The organism is Rhizobium sp. RCC_161_2 (genome assembly GCF_041355235.1).
GTDB lineage: Bacteria > Pseudomonadota > Alphaproteobacteria > Rhizobiales > Rhizobiaceae > Rhizobium.
The window spans coordinates 665124-679553 of record NZ_JBFUPL010000003.1 but is presented as its reverse complement, the minus strand read 5'-3'; the positions used below and the strand labels follow the sequence as shown (position 1 = coordinate 679553).

General features: G+C 61.4%; 14 protein-coding genes. 6 read left to right on the top strand and 8 right to left on the bottom strand.

Features of this window, described 5'->3' with window-relative positions:
• The first annotated feature begins 136 nt into the window (after nucleotides 1–136).
• Nucleotides 137–1525 (top strand): MFS transporter, encoded by a 1389-nt coding sequence (locus AB6803_RS11100; RefSeq protein WP_371108913.1) that lies wholly within the window; start codon nucleotides 137–139, stop codon nucleotides 1523–1525.
• 54 nt (nucleotides 1526–1579) lie between these two features.
• Here AB6803_RS11100 and AB6803_RS11095 read toward each other — a convergent pair whose 3' ends face one another.
• Nucleotides 1580–2488, bottom strand: a complete 909-nt coding sequence (locus AB6803_RS11095; protein WP_371108912.1) for a CHAD domain-containing protein — start codon at nucleotides 2486–2488, stop codon at nucleotides 1580–1582.
• Nucleotides 2466–2951 (bottom strand): CYTH domain-containing protein, encoded by a 486-nt coding sequence (locus tag AB6803_RS11090; protein ID WP_371108911.1) that lies wholly within the window; start codon nucleotides 2949–2951, stop codon nucleotides 2466–2468. Before AB6803_RS11090 ends, AB6803_RS11095 begins: the two co-directional genes overlap by 23 nt.
• A 159-nt stretch (nucleotides 2952–3110) precedes the next feature.
• Here AB6803_RS11090 and AB6803_RS11085 point away from each other — a divergent pair, with 159 nt between their 5' ends.
• From AB6803_RS11085 to AB6803_RS11075, 3 genes are all read left to right on the top strand, one after another.
• On the top strand, nucleotides 3111–3749 hold the full coding sequence (locus AB6803_RS11085; RefSeq protein ID WP_371108910.1) for a 2-dehydro-3-deoxy-phosphogluconate aldolase: 639 nt from the start codon (nucleotides 3111–3113) through the stop codon (nucleotides 3747–3749).
• A 132-nt stretch (nucleotides 3750–3881) separates the two neighbouring features.
• On the top strand, nucleotides 3882–4589 hold the full coding sequence (locus tag AB6803_RS11080; RefSeq protein ID WP_371108909.1) for a tellurite resistance TerB family protein: 708 nt from the start codon (nucleotides 3882–3884) through the stop codon (nucleotides 4587–4589).
• 67 nt (nucleotides 4590–4656) lie between these two features.
• Entirely contained in the window at nucleotides 4657–4899 is a 243-nt protein-coding gene (locus AB6803_RS11075) for a hypothetical protein (protein WP_183696533.1), read from the top strand.
• 4 nt (nucleotides 4900–4903) lie between these two features.
• Here AB6803_RS11075 and AB6803_RS11070 read toward each other — a convergent pair whose 3' ends face one another.
• From AB6803_RS11070 to AB6803_RS11060, 3 genes are all read right to left on the bottom strand, one after another.
• On the bottom strand, nucleotides 4904–6007 hold the full coding sequence (locus tag AB6803_RS11070; protein WP_371108908.1) for a nickel/cobalt transporter: 1104 nt from the start codon (nucleotides 6005–6007) through the stop codon (nucleotides 4904–4906).
• Nucleotides 6001–6657 carry a DUF1007 family protein gene (locus AB6803_RS11065; RefSeq protein WP_371108907.1) on the bottom strand — a complete coding sequence of 219 codons (657 nt, stop codon included), beginning with the start codon at nucleotides 6655–6657 and terminating at the stop codon, nucleotides 6001–6003. Before AB6803_RS11065 ends, AB6803_RS11070 begins: the two co-directional genes overlap by 7 nt.
• A 90-nt stretch (nucleotides 6658–6747) precedes the next feature.
• On the bottom strand, nucleotides 6748–7641 hold the full coding sequence (locus AB6803_RS11060) for a LysR family transcriptional regulator (RefSeq protein ID WP_371108906.1): 894 nt from the start codon (nucleotides 7639–7641) through the stop codon (nucleotides 6748–6750).
• A gap of 530 nt (nucleotides 7642–8171) precedes the next feature.
• Here AB6803_RS11060 and odc2 point away from each other — a divergent pair.
• Both odc2 and AB6803_RS11050 read left to right on the top strand, forming a co-directional pair.
• A complete protein-coding gene (odc2, locus tag AB6803_RS11055) occupies nucleotides 8172–9305 on the top strand; it encodes an ornithine/lysine decarboxylase (protein ID WP_153364614.1) in 1134 nt (377 codons plus the stop codon).
• Between the two features lie 168 nt (nucleotides 9306–9473).
• On the top strand, nucleotides 9474–10064 hold the full coding sequence (locus tag AB6803_RS11050) for a GNAT family N-acetyltransferase (protein WP_371108905.1): 591 nt from the start codon (nucleotides 9474–9476) through the stop codon (nucleotides 10062–10064).
• 40 nt (nucleotides 10065–10104) lie between these two features.
• Here AB6803_RS11050 and AB6803_RS11045 read toward each other — a convergent pair whose 3' ends face one another.
• The 3 genes from AB6803_RS11045 to cysE all read right to left on the bottom strand — a co-directional run bounded on the left by AB6803_RS11045 (nucleotide 10105) and on the right by cysE (nucleotide 14416).
• A complete protein-coding gene (locus AB6803_RS11045) occupies nucleotides 10105–11487 on the bottom strand; it encodes a cytochrome-c peroxidase (protein WP_371108904.1) in 1383 nt (460 codons plus the stop codon).
• Nucleotides 11488–11507: 20 nt separating this feature from the next.
• On the bottom strand, nucleotides 11508–13136 hold the full coding sequence (locus AB6803_RS11040; protein WP_371108903.1) for a phospholipase C: 1629 nt from the start codon (nucleotides 13134–13136) through the stop codon (nucleotides 11508–11510).
• A gap of 464 nt (nucleotides 13137–13600) precedes the next feature.
• On the bottom strand, nucleotides 13601–14416 hold the full coding sequence (cysE, locus tag AB6803_RS11035) for a serine O-acetyltransferase (protein ID WP_371108902.1): 816 nt from the start codon (nucleotides 14414–14416) through the stop codon (nucleotides 13601–13603).
• Between the last annotated feature and the right edge of the window lie 14 nt (nucleotides 14417–14430).

Here is a 14430-nt window from a genome sequence, read left to right as displayed (position 1 = left end):
TGTGCCGGACCTACGGCACCCCGTCGACATCGACTGCTCAAGCCGAGGATCAAACCACCTAATTCGACCGAGAATCATGCATGAAGGCATCCGAGGAGGTGGCGTCAGCCACGGGGGCCTTCTAGAGGAGGAGAAAATGCTACATCAACCATCCGCGTTGAAAGAGGGCGTGCACTTCGACGGCCAGGCCGATATCGGTGCGCGCCTCGAACGCCTGCCGATCACCCGCGAGGTGTTCTGGGCCAGAAACATTGTCGGCGCGGCGACATTCTTCGATGGCTACACCGTGATCGCCATTGCCTATGCAATGCCGGTTCTCGTGCGCGAGTGGGGCCTTTCCCCGCAACAGACCGGCATGATCCTGTCGATGGGGTATCTCGGCCAGCTTGTCGGCGCGGTCTTCTTCGGCTGGCTTGCCGAAAGGCTCGGTCGTCTCAAGGTTTTGCTGTTCACCATTCTGCTCTTCGTCAGCATGGACATCGCCTGCCTCTTTGCCGCGGGCGCCGGAACGATGATCCTCTTCCGCTTCGTTCAGGGAATTGGAACGGGCGGCGAGGTGCCGGTCGCCAGTGCCTATATCAACGAATATATCGGGTCGAAGGGCCGCGGGCGCTTCTTCCTTCTCTACGAGGTCATGTTTCTCCTTGGCCTCGTGGGCGCCGGTCTGATCGGCTATCTGATGGTCCCGGTCTACGGCTGGAAAGTCATGTTTGCCGTCGGTCTGGTCCCCGCGATCCTGATGATGCCGCTTCGCTGGTTCATGCACGAATCTCCAAGATGGCTTGCATCCAAGGGCCGCTATGCTGAGGCCGACAAGATCGTCACCCGGCTCGAGAACAGTGTCCGCGCGGCCGGCAGGGAACTGCCGGAACCGGTGCCTGTCGGGATCAACGCCAATGCCCGCCGCGAGTCCAATTGGCGCGAACTGTTCCAGGGGATCTACAGAAAGCGTACCCTGACCATCTGGGCCATGTGGTTTACATCCTACATGGTGGCGAACAGCACGATCACCTGGCTGCCGACCCTCTATCGCCAGACGTTCAACCTGCCGCTGGAGACCAGCCTGGCCTATGGGTTCATGACCTCGGTGGGCGGTGTGATTGCAGCGATCATCTGCGCGCTGCTGATCGATACGGTTGGCCGCAAGCGGTGGTATACCTGCGCTCTGATCCTCGCGCCCATACCGCTTGTCGTACTGGCTTTTCTCGGCGCGACGTCAGCCGAGCAGGTGCTCGTTTGTGCCGGACTTGCCTACGCGATCGTGCAGACGGTCACCTTTTCGCTCTACCTATATTCCGCGGAAATCTACCCGACCCGGCTTCGCGCCATCGGCACCGGTGTTGGCAGTGCCTGGCTGCGGCTGGGATCCTCGGCGGGGCCGATCGTTGTCGGCTGGCTCATGGCCCATTTCGGGCTTCAGAGCGTGTTCGCTGCCTTCGCCGGGATACTTCTGTTCGGAGCGTTGATCACTGCGGTGTTTGCGGTGGAGACGAAGGGGCGCATGCTTGAGGAGCTGTCTCCGTGACCCGGTACGGCCGAAGCTTGTCGATGGCGAAAGCTGGTACCCAGGGGCGGGAGTCTAGTCTCCCGCTTCAAGCCAAAGCCGCTTGATCGTCCGTGCCTCGCGTTCCGGCTCGTCAGCGAAGACCCAGAGGGCTTTGGCGAGCGCGTCCTGGCGGGCGGTTTGCTGGCGGGAGATGATGGCCTCCAGCAGGCGGGCACGGTCGTCGCTGCCCTCGAAGAGATGCGGCTCGCGGTCGGTGACTTCGGACAGCATCGACAGATCGAGGTAACGGCCGAGCACATCCACCAGTGCCTTGGCTTCGAGCTGTTTGGCGTGCATCGCCGTGGGCCAGACGTCGCGCAGCAGCGCATGGTGCATCCAGCAATCCTGGCTGCGTTTGCGCAGGTCGTGGAACTGGTCGGCATGGGCTTCGGCATGGCATTCGGAGAGCGCCGCTTTTGCCTTGCGGCCGGTCCTGTGCCAGCTCTTTTGAAAAAGACGGGCGGTTTCGCGCCGGCCGCTCTCGAAGGAGGCGGTTTTCCGCGCCTCCAGTGCATCATGGCAGATGGCAATCGCTGCTTTGGCCTTGTCCTCAAGTTCGGTTTCGGCCTCAGACAAGCGGTCGCGCCGGGCCGTGAGCACCTTCGTGATGCGGGCAAGCGCTCTGGCTTCGTCCTTTGATGTCGCCGTTTCGTGCAGATAGCGGCTGGCCTCGATCAGCGCGGTGGCGTCGCGAACGCCAGAGAGTGTCCTGGCCATCTCCCGCAGCCTGTCATTTTCCTGCCGCTGGAATTCCGGTGCCCGTCGGGCAATGAGCCGATAGAGCGCTCGTACGCGTTTGATATGCTTACGCGCCCGATGCACCGCCTCGTGCAATCCCTCCGGCCGATCGGCAAGTGCCGCGATCGCCTTGCCGAGCTGCTGCGCTGCGACGGCATGGACTTCGTCATCGAGGGCCTTGTCAGGCCGAATGCGATAACTCATCGTATTCCTGTTCGAACTGCGTTGCGAGCGCCTGGTTGGAATAGCGATATTCGCCGGTCACCTCGCGGCCGATCCAATCCGGCAATTCCGGATCGTCGCTTTCGTCCTTCAGCTCGACCTCGGCGACCACCAGGCCGCGATGCGCGCCGCGAAAGACGTCGACTTCCCAGACGAAACCCTTATGGGGCACCTTGTAGCGGGTTTTCTCGATGACGAGGCCGATGGCATTGCCGAGCAGTTCCTCGGCGTCGCCGACGGGGATCTCATATTCGAATTCATCGCGCGTCATGGCCTTGCCGATTTTCATGGTCAAGGTCGCGATAGTGTCGTTGGTCAGCCGTACCCGCACGGAACGATCATCCATGGTGGCGACATAGGCCTGCCGCAGGACGAGCTTTTCGGAGGCGAGCTCGCGCCAGCGATCTCCACGGACCAGAAACTTTCGCTCGATCTCTTTTGCCATGCGTTTGACACGCTCCAGCCGCACATATCTAGGTACACTAACGGAAGTTTTCGCAATTTCCTACCCATTGTATCTGGGTCGAGCTTTTGTCTCGACAAGGACCCTCGGGAAGGCTATTCGAAGTCCGGATTTCAATCGTTTTAAGGGAGCGCGCCAACCATGGGCGAGAAAACCGAAAAGCTTCTTTCCATCCTGAAACTGCAGCCCGTCGTTCCCGTCCTTGTCGTCGAGGATGCGAAATCGGCGGTGCCGCTCGCCCGCGCGCTTGTCGCCGGCGGCCTGAAGGCCATCGAGATCACCCTGCGCACCGCGGGCGCTCTCGATGCCATCCGCGCTGTAGCCGAGGAAGTCGAGGGCGCCGAGGTTGGTGCCGGCACGATCCTGAATGTCACGCAGTGGGATGCAGCCGTCGCGGCCGGTTCCAAGTTCATTGTCAGCCCCGGCACGACGCAGGAACTGCTGGATGTTGCCCGCACCTCCGACGTGCCGCTGCTGCCGGGCGCGGCAACCGCGAGCGAGGTCATGGCGCTGCGCGAAGAGGGCTACAAGGTCCTGAAGTTCTTCCCGGCCGAACAGGCCGGCGGCGCTGCCTATCTGAAGGCTCTGTCCTCGCCGCTCGCCGGCACGCTGTTCTGCCCGACCGGTGGTATTTCGCTGAAGAATGCCCTCGATTACCTGTCGCTGCCGAACGTCATCTGCGTCGGCGGCTCCTGGGTCGCGCCGAAGGAGCTGGTCGCCGCCGGCGATTGGGCCGGGATCACCAAGCTCGCCGCCGAGGCGGCCGCGCTGAAGGGCTGAACTTCGTAAACAAAATTGCTCGAAGGGCGTGCATGGGCTCCATGCGCGCCCTTTTTTGCATGTGGCGGATTTGTATTTGCGGCAGCAATTCCTATCTCACTCTGGCCATCACAAGGACGGAGGACCACCCATATGATCGACGCCCGCAAGCTTTTGGACCAATTTCTGGGGACGCAGGTACCAGGACTGCAAGGAAGCGTGAAAGACAAGGCGACGCAGGCCATCAATCTCGCCAGGGACAATCCGATGGCGACCAGCGCCATCGCCGGCGTGCTGCTCGGAACCAAGACCGGACGCCAGGTTGCCGGCAATACGTTGGTGCTCGGCGGGCTCGCCGCCATCGCCGGGCTCGGCTATCAGGCCTACAAGAATTATCAGGCCGGCAATGCGCCGCAACCAACGCCGCAGCCTGCCCAGCAGGCGGAACCGCAATTCCTGCCGCCACCCTCCAATTCCGGCTTCAGCACTGCGCCGGCCGTCGCCAGCAATGACTTCGCCCTTTCCCTCGTCCGCGCCATGATCGCCGCTGCGCGCGCCGACGGGCATATCGACGACGCGGAGCGGCAGCATATCCTCGGCAAGGTGCAGCAGGCGGGTGTCGGCGCAGAGGCGGAAGCGTTTTTCGAACGCGAGCTTGCCAACCCCGTCGATATCGACGCCATCGTCGGCTCGGCTGAGACCGAGGAGCAGCGCGTGCAGGTCTATGCCGCGTCGCGCCTGGCGATCGAGCCGGATTCGCGTGCCGAGCGCGGCTATCTTGATCTTCTCGCCGGCAGGCTCGGTCTCCCCGATGCGCTGGTCGATCATATCGAGGCGACGGTTTCGAGCGCCAAGGTCTGATCGTCACCACGATAAAGGGCCGGTTGCCTTTCGCGGGCGGCTGGCCTAAGCCTTCGCCCGACAATAAATGGCGATGCGCGAGGGATTGGTCATCTTGACGGATAAGAACAGCGAAACCCGCTCGACGGCCATCGCCGCCGCCATCATCCTGCTGGTCGCCATGGCGCTTCTGTATTTCATGCCGGATGTCATCGTTCGGCTCGGTGATATCTCGCCTTGGCTCGGCACCGGCTTCGGTGTCCTCGTCATCCTCGCCTTCTTCCTAGTCTTCTGGCTGAGAGCCCGCTACCAGCGGCGCCGGGACCTTTAACCGATCAGGTTTGCAGCGAGGCGCCGAGCAGTACGACGCCGGTGCAGATCACCAGTAGCGCACCGCAAATCTCTATGCCATTGCCGACCCATGCCGAGAGCTTCGAGCCGCGACCGGTGAAATGCACGGCGGCGCCCTTGGCGAAGACGGCGATGATGGCGAGCAGCGAGACGGTCAGCGCCGTGCCGATCGACATGGCAAGGACCGACAAAAGACCGCCGAGATAAAGCCCGTTCAGCATCGAGAAGGTCATGACCAGCAGCGCGCCGGAGCAGGGGCGAAGGCCGACGGTGATGATTGCCGACCAGGCTTCGCGGACGCTGAATTTCTCGTTCGACAGCATTTTCGGATCGGGCAGATGCGAATGGCCGCAGGTCTCGCAGACCATGCCGTTGTCCAGATCATGCGCAGGATCGTAGCACTGATACTGACTGGCCGTTTGTGGCGTGGCGCTGAGCCGGGAGAGCTTTTTCGCTGGCCCCGGCTCGTCCGCGAAGAGTGACATGCTGATCGGGCCTGCCGATGTCGCCAACTGCATTTCCTGGCGCTGCGGGCGGCTCTGGATCATCGAGCGCAGCTTGCGAAACAGCAGCCAGCCACCGAACATGATCACCATGACGAAGCTGGTAATCTCCATGGCATTGGTGGCCATCGTCATGGTGATGCCCGAGCCGCGTAGGACGAAATAGGCCGCACCGACGACGAGGACGGCGACGAGGCCCTGGATGAGGGCCGAGATGAACGAGATGACGATGCCGCGCTTCAGCTCGATCTCGTTGGCGACCATGTAGGAGGAGATGACCGCCTTGCCATGGCCGGGACCGGCGGCGTGAAAGATGCCGTAGGCGAAGGAGAGGCCGATCAGCGTCCAGAGCTGCCAGGGATCCTCGCGCATAGCTTCTATCGACTTGGTGAGTGCCCGGTAGAAGGCCTGCTGCTCGTAGTTCACATAAAGGAAGATCGGCGCCAGCGGCCCGCCCATCGGCTGGAAGCTTGGCTCCGCCGTACCGATGCCAAGCGGGGATCCGGTGGCATGGGCAAGGCTTGCCGCCGCCAGAAAGGCGAACGCCACAGCCGGAACCAGCCTCCATATCCGCGATATCAGCATTGAACGTCTATCCGCGTTGCAAACAGTTTCGACATCGTCGTTCCCGTCGGATCGTTGAAGAAGGCGTCCGTCAGGGTCGTCTTGTTCTCGGCGATGACTTCGTCCGGATTGGGGCGCACGACCTGCTGCTTGCAGTCCTTGAAGGCGGTGCCCTCGGTCACCAGCTCATTGTCGGTAGGGAAGTCGATCGAGGTGTAGAGCGTCGGGTCGTAGATACCGAAGCTGAGCTTGTTGCCCTTCAGCGGCATCGTCTCGGACGGCTTGACGGCGAAGAACATCAGGAGTTGTCCTTCCTGATAGTCAACATTGATGATGTCGGGCTTGTTGACCTTGATGGGTTTGCCGTTGAGCGACAGGTTTGTGTAATAATCGTAGTCGGCCAGTGAATCGCGCACCGTCTTGCCGACTTCCTTGAGTTCGTCCGGATCGAGCTTCAGGTTGGTGTTCTTGTCAAAATCCATCAGCACCGAGGAGGAGAAGACCTCGTCGAAACGCCAGACGTTGCGCAGCTCCTGCACATTGCCGTCGGGTCCGGCCAGCACTTCCAGGCGGGCCTCGACGAAAATATGCGGATGCGCCCATGCCGCGACGGGTGCAAGCAGCAGGCCTCCAGCCAGGATGGCGGCTTTGACAGGGATGGATTTTCTCATGCGTCCGATGTGCTTCGTGAGCATTGATTCACTTCGACTTCTGGTCAGAAAATAAGACGGAATTGGGACCGCCCGGCGGAACTGGAAGGCTCAGCCGTGCTTGCGGAACCAGTTATGGAGGTAGTCGACGAAGATACGCACCTTGGCCGGGAGATAGCGGCGGTGCGGATAGACGGCATAGATGCCGCGGTCGGTCGGAAGATAATCGTTGAACAGCGTCAACAATTGCCCGCTCTCGATCGCCTTACGGCCGATGAAGTCCGGGACAATGGCGATGCCGAGGCCGGCGAGCGCCGCACGCAGCGTCGCATGCGGGCTGTTGACTTCGAGCGTGCCGCCGATCGCGACATTGAAGGTGGTGCTGTCGGCATCGACGAAGCGCATCGTGCCTTGCGAGCGGGTGTTGGTGTCGATGATGAAAGGCACGCGCGCAAGATCGCTCGGATGCTCCAATGCCGGGTAGCGGTCGAGAAATTCCTGGGTGGCGCAGAGATGGACGCGGAAATCGGAGATCTTGCGGGCGATCATGCCGGAATCCTCGAGCTTGGTGACGCGCACGGCGACATCGAAGCCCTCTTCGATCAGATCGACGAAACGATCGTCGGCGGCGATTTCCAGCGAGAGATCAGGATTTTCCTTGGCAAAGTCGATCAGCGACTGCCCGACATCGGCATCGACGAAGGTACGCGGCACGGAGACGCGCAGCCGGCCCTTGAGCTGCAGATTGTTCTCACGCACAAGGTCGGCGAGGTTGTCGATCTCCTTCAAGATGTCGGATGCGGTGCGATAATAGGTATGGCCGGCTTCGGTCATCGAGAATTGCCGCGTGGTGCGGTTGAGCAGGAGCGCGCCAAGGTCGTCCTCGAGCTCCCGGACATATTTGGACAGCAGCGCCTTGGAGCGGCCGGTCTTGCGGGCGGCGGCCGAAAATCCTTCCGCCTCGACCACGTCGATGAAGGCGCGAATCCGGGTTAAAGTGTCCATGGCGAAACCCTCGTTAATTGTTCCAAGATGTTGAACAAAATGCGCCGATTTGTTCAATTATTTTTTTGGCCGCTGGTGAAAAAAATTCTTGATTATAATAGCGAATACTCCTATCTCCGGGTCAGCCCAAAGTCGCACGTGCCCGTGGGTGTCCGCCGATCCTCGATGTGGTGAGAAAATCGGTAAGGTACCTGGAACTAACCCCTCCAGTCGCTATTTCGGCCAACCGAAAAATGCGAGGACATCTGAAGCAACGACGGTGCGGGCCTTTTTGTTCTCTCCCGGCTTTCCATCAGCCGGGGTTACTGAAGAGGCACACCTTCATTGCCGGAAGTGCGGTTGGGATATTCCCTCCAATCCATGGCAGACAAAGCCGAGCTAGCGCTGCTTTCGTAGCACTGGTTCATCATCTGCGCTTCGCGCGTTCGCACGGTTCCGGGGTCTCCACCGGCTGGTACCTGAGCGAATGAGCGTTGCCCTTTGTCCTCTGGGTCTTTCCCGGAGCTATTGGAATTGAGAAGGGAATTGACATGACCACGCAACGTATCCGCGACTTTCTCGCTACCCGACGTCCCGATGGTCCCTGCCTGGTGGTCGATCTCGACGTCGTTCGCGACAATTTTCGTGCCTTCCGTCACGCCATGCCGGACAGCGCCATCTACTACGCTGTCAAGGCCAACCCGGCTCCGGAAGTGCTGCGCCTGCTCGCAAGCCTCGGTTCCAACTTCGATTGCGCGTCCGTCGCTGAAATCGAAATGGCGCTCGACGCCGGTGCGACGCCTGCCCGTATCTCCTTCGGCAACACGATCAAGAAGGAACGCGATGTCGCCCGTGCGCATGCACTCGGCATCAGCCTCTTCGCCGTCGACAGCCACGAAGAAGTCGAAAAGATTTCCCGTGCAGCTCCTGGCGCTCGCGTGTTCTGCCGCGTGCTGACGGATGGCGAAGGCGCCGAATGGCCGCTATCGCGCAAGTTCGGCTGCGTTCCGCAGATGGCCGTCGACGTTCTCGTCTACGCTCATCAGCTGGGCCTGGAATCCTACGGCGTGTCTTTCCACGTCGGCTCGCAGATGACCAAGGTCGATGCCTGGGACGCTGCTCTTGCCGATGCCAAGCGCGTTTTCGTCTCGCTGGCCAAGCAGGGCATCCACCTGCAGATGGTCAACATGGGCGGCGGTTTCCCGACCAAGTATCTGCGCGACGTTCCGTCCGCTGAAGCCTATGGCAAGGCGATCTTTGCGTCTCTGCGCGCCCATTTCGGCAACCAGATCCCGCACACGATCATCGAGCCGGGCCGTGGCATGGTCGGCAATGCCGGTGTGATCAAGGCTGAGGTCGTCCTGATTTCCAAGAAGTCGGACAATGACGATGCTCGCTGGGTTTTCCTCGACATCGGCAAGTTCGGCGGTCTCGCCGAGACCATGGACGAGGCGATCCGTTACCCGATCCGCACCGAGCGCGACGGCGACGAGATGGAACCCTGCATCATTGCCGGCCCGACCTGCGATTCGGCCGACGTGCTGTATGAAAAGAACCTCTATCCGCTGCCGGTGACGCTCACCATTGGCGACGAGGTTTTGATCGAAGGCACCGGCGCCTATACGACGACCTATTCGGCTGTAGCCTTTAACGGGTTCGACCCGCTGAAGTCCTACATCATCTAAGGCATGCGTCCCGAAAAGTGCGAAGCGGTTTTCGGATAAGATCATGCCAAAGAAAAATCTCAGTTTAGGCTGAGATCCGACTTCGCCGACCCCGTAATCAGCCGGGGCGGCACCCTCACAATAATCTGTCACCGCCGCTGATAACGGTATTGGGCACGGGAGGCCGAGATGGCCGCTGTTCTTGATTCTGTCCGCGCATTCTTTGCGCCGTCCACCTTCACGCTCGACCTGGAAAATGCAGGCGATGTCGTCGCTCGCGAAAATCTGCTCGATCAGGCCATGGGCGCTGACCGCCGCAAGAAGTCGTCGGAAAAGATCCGCCGCGGCCGCGTTCCGGCCGAGGGTCTGGCTCTGGTCGCCCGCGACCGCGCCGGCCATGTCATAGGCACGGTTCGCCTGTGGAACGTCGAAGCCGGCGTCGATCGCGAAACCCGTCCGGTCGAAGCGCTGCTCCTCGGCCCGCTGGCCGTCGATGCCGCCCATGAAGGCAAGGGCATCGGCTCGGCACTGATGCGCGCCGCCATTCTGGAAGCCAAGAAGCGCGGCCATGGCGCCATCCTGTTGGTCGGAGATGCGCCTTACTACGAGCGTTTCGGCTTCTTTGCCGAAAAGGCCAGCCATCTCGTCATGCCGGGTCCGTTCCAGCGCGACCGTTTCCTGGCGCTCGAGCTGAAGGACGGCTGGCTTGCCGGTGCCGCCGGCATGATCATTGCCAGCGGCCGCAAACTGGCCCAGCCGCCGGTTGCAAAGGCCGCTTGAGACTGATTTGCCTTCGTCCCGATGGGGCGAGGGCATGATCTCACTTTGCCGCCTTCACCCCATCCTTTGCTGGATCATATCCATCCGTCAGCGTCTTCAGAAACGCCACGACGTCGGTAATCTCCGTTTCGTTCAGCGCTGGCGCATCGCCAAGCTTGCGGTTCATCGGCGCGTCGATGATATCGATATTGGCCTGATATGGCTGCGGTAAATCATTGAATTTCTGCACATGCCCGTTGGCATCCTTCGGATAGATCTCCTCCGGATTGGTGTCGCGCTTGACGTAGAAGCGGGTGACATCCTCCAGCGAGCGATAGACGCCATTATGGAAGAAGACGCGGCGGCTGGCGACATTGCGCAGCGTCGGCGTCTTGAACAACCCGCAATTCTGCGGCTGGGCGGAATAGGTGTCGTTGCGCAGCGGGCCGCAGATGCCAGTGTCGTAGTAATGCGGATCGGCATTGGCCGGGATGTCCGGATTGCGCGGCGCGCCCAATGCCTCGAATTCGAAATCGGTGAAGTTCGGCATCTGCCCGTCGCCCATCATCTTGTCGAGATGGCAGGAGGCACAATTGCCCTTGTTGGCGTCGTCGAACAGTTTCAATCCACGCTGCTCGGCGTCGGAGAGTGTTGTCTTGCCGCGCAGATAATAGTCGTACTTGCTCGTATAGGGATGGAAGGAGGGCTCTTCGATCTGGTAGCGGGCGAGCGCAAAGCCGACTTCGGCGATCGCCATGTCCTGATCGTTGAGAACATTCTCGCCGAAGAGGTCGGCGATATCCTTGCCATAGCCCTGCTTCAGCTTCGCATAGACGGTTGCCGCGTCGGCATTGGCCATTTCGAAGGGCGAGATCATCGGCTGCAAGGCCTGCTCTTCCAGCGAATCGACACGTCCATCCCAGAACATCCCGCCCTGCGGCACCAGGTTTGCGGCGGCGGCATCGGCCTTGACGACGGCTTGCGCGGTCAGCGGCCCGGCGACGACTGCCGGCGTATTGGCAAGCGCCACTCCGGACGCCTCGGTCATGGGGGCTGCTTCCGCTGCCTCGTCTGCGGCACTTTCTCCAATCGAGAAGGATGGCGTCGACATCTTGTAGGCGAGGCTCGGCACGGTTCGGACGCCCGACTGGTCGAAATGCGGGCCGCCAAGCTGCACAGCCAATCCATTGGCCGGCGCATAGTGATTGTTCGGATCATGGCAGGTGGAACAGGACATCTGTCCGCTGCCGGATAGCGAGGGGTCGTAGAACAGCTTCTTGCCGAGTTGGGCAACGGCGCTCAGCGGCACCGTATCCTCATAGGTATTCGTGGCCACGGAAGCATCGGGAGCAGATTGATTTGCCATGCCGATACTTGCCCCCGCGAGCGAGACGCCCGCGAGTGCGATGAGCGGCAGGAGACGGTGATTGATTTTTAGAGACATCGCCGTCTCCCTTCTTCCGCTTAGGATGCGCTATTGCCGGTCTTCGGATCGAGGATCAGCTTCTGCGTATCGCCCTTCGACCAGTCGAACATGGCGTTCAGCGAGCCGGAGATGGCATCGAACGAGCCGCCGCCGAGGCGTGCGCCGCCCATCCAGTTATCTTCGATGAAGCGCATGACGGAGGTCTGGTCGGTCAGTGTGTGGTCGACGAAATTGACCTTGGCGTAGGGCGAGATGACCAGCAGCGGCTGGCGCGTGCCATAGCCGCAGCGGCCCTGGGCGGGCTGGCCGTTGACGCCCGGCAGCGGCGTGCCGGTGGAGCAGCTGTCGCCGCTGAGCACGTCATAGCCCTTGACGCCGAGCTTTGACGGATTGACGACGGCGTGGGCATGGTCATACCAGCCGTCTGAATCGTCGTAGAGGAGGATAATGGCGGTGTCCTTCCAGTCCGGCGAATTCTGGACGGTGTTGACGACCTGGGTCACGAATTCCTGCTCGTCGAGCGGATCGGAATAGCCGGCATGGCCGTCCTGATAGGCGGGTGCCTTCAGGAAGCTGATGGTCGGCATGCTGCCGTTCTTCAGCGCGGCATAGAAGTCTGTCACGTCATACTGATGATTGGCGGCATCGGTGGTGCCGATCGCTGCGACCGAGGACGGACGTGCATGCATCGGGTTGGCCGTCGAGGCATAGTATTGAAATGGCTGGTGATGCGGAATGTAGTCGCCGTAGTTGACCTGGGTGACGGGCGAGGTCGTGGCGCGCTTGCAGCCGGTCGTGCCGTCGGCATTGGTCTGGGTCAGGTCGAAGCCGCCTTCGAAGAAGCCCCAGGTGATCTTGTGCTCGTTCAGCATGTCGCCGATGTTCTTGCCGTACATCAGCGCGGTCTGGCCGACGGAACAGACGTCGCCGGTCGGGTCGAAGTCGCTGATGGCCGTCCAGCCGCCATTGCCGTCGGGAACGATGCGGCCCTTGGAATAAGTGCCGTCCTTCTCCAGCGTATAGCCGGGCGGCAGGATGACGCCGTTGGTCTGGCCGGAGATGAGGTTCAGCGCGCCGGGGGTCGACGGGCCGAAATTTGTGGAGAAGGAATTGTCGTTCAGCGCGTAGTGCTGGGCGTAGTTCCACATGGCGGTGACGGTGTTGCCGTCATAATAGCCCATGACCTGGCCCTTGGTGCCGAATGCGCCGGCCGCACCCTTGGTGCCCCTGCCGGTATTGGCGGGGAAGAGATCCATGGCGAAGTTGTTGTAGGCGGCCTGCTCGGCGGTATAGCCATGGTTCTGCGACTGCGTGGCCGCCTGGGTGCGGTCGAGGCGGAACGGGGCTGCGGCATCTGCGCCGTTGGCTGCGTTGGTCTTGTTCGGGTTGTTGTCGAGAAGACCGGCATTGGCGAGCGTATTGATATCGGCCGGTGTATTGTCGGCCGCCTTGAATTCCGGCTCGCCGGCGACGTTTGCGGCCTTGGGGTAGGTCGCGAAATAATGGTCGAAGGAGACGTTTTCCTGGAAGATGACGACCAGGTGCTTGATCGGCGTGGCGGTATTCATTGCCGGCGCCACGTCGGCGGCGCCAGCGGCGGAACAGAGCGAAACAAGGGCAAGCGCGCTGCCGGCTGCAAGGGCGGCGCGACGCGAAAGACGGGTCATGGTGATATCCTCTCAAGTGGGGGCATTGCTCCAGCGCTTTTGCGCCGCGCCGGAACAGAGGGAACCATGCCGGGCTATCAACGGTATGTGACAGTTCCGTGAAGGGGTGTCTTGGGAGAGGCTATCGCGGCTAAGATGGGCATAGCCAAGCGATTGATTTTACTGGAATGATGGAGCGGATCGGACACCGGTAAGGCATAAAGCCGTGACGGTGCTACGTTATGTCACGGCTGACATTGGAGTGTTCCACCCGCCCCCGCCCTTCGAGGGTCGCTTTGCTCCCACCTCAGGGTGAGGGCTAATTTCTGGGGCTTAACCGCTGCAAGGGTTCAATCGTTCGGTATCTGTTTTTCCGTGGCGAGGGATCTACTCCACCTCATCCTGAGGTGCGCAGCGCCCTGAGTCTGTCGAAGGGGACGGAGCCTCGAAGGACGAGGCCGCCACGGTACCCCATCGATGGGAGGCTAGATATTCTGATCCATCGTTTCCGCCGGGATCTCGTCTGCGGGATGGATGCGGACAACCGTGGCCGGGACGCCGGCGACGGTGCAGTGGGGCGGCACCGGTTTCACGACGACGCTGCCTGCCGCCACCTTGCTGAAGGCGCCGACTTCGATATTGCCGAGGATCTTTGCTCCGGCGCCGATCATCACGCCATGGCGGATCTTCGGATGCCGGTCGCCGGTTTCCTTGCCGGTGCCGCCGAGCGTGACGTTCTGCAGGATCGAGACTTCGTCCTCAATGACGGCGGTTTCGCCAATGACGATGCCGGAGCCGTGGTCGAGCATGATGGACGAGCCGATCTTTGCCGCCGGATGGATGTCCGGGCCGAAGACCAGCGAGGCCAGGTTGGACAGCCAGCTGGCGATTTCCGGCCGGCCTTCCGTCCAGAGCGCATGGGCGATGCGATGGGTCTGCAGAGCGTGGAAGCCCTTGAGGTTCAGAAGCGCATGCAGATAGGTGGTGCAGGCGGGATCGCGGGTCCGCACGGCAACGAGGTCAGCCTCCGTCGCCGGTAGGATCTCGGGGTGGCGCGTCAGCACATCCTGGAAGAGGGCGAAGAGGTCGCGAGTCTCGATCCCGGCAGTGGAGAGCCGGGCGACCAGGACATTTGCGAGGTTTTCGGCATCCGATTGCGTCGCGACGATCTGCGCTGCCAGCAATGGGCGAAGCGTCGGTTCGCGGCCGGCGAGGTCGATGGCCTCGTGGCGGATCACGTCCCAGACGCTGCCTGGTGTGGCAGGGGAATGTCCGGCAATTGCCGTACCTGTCTGGGACATGGTCCTGTCTTTCT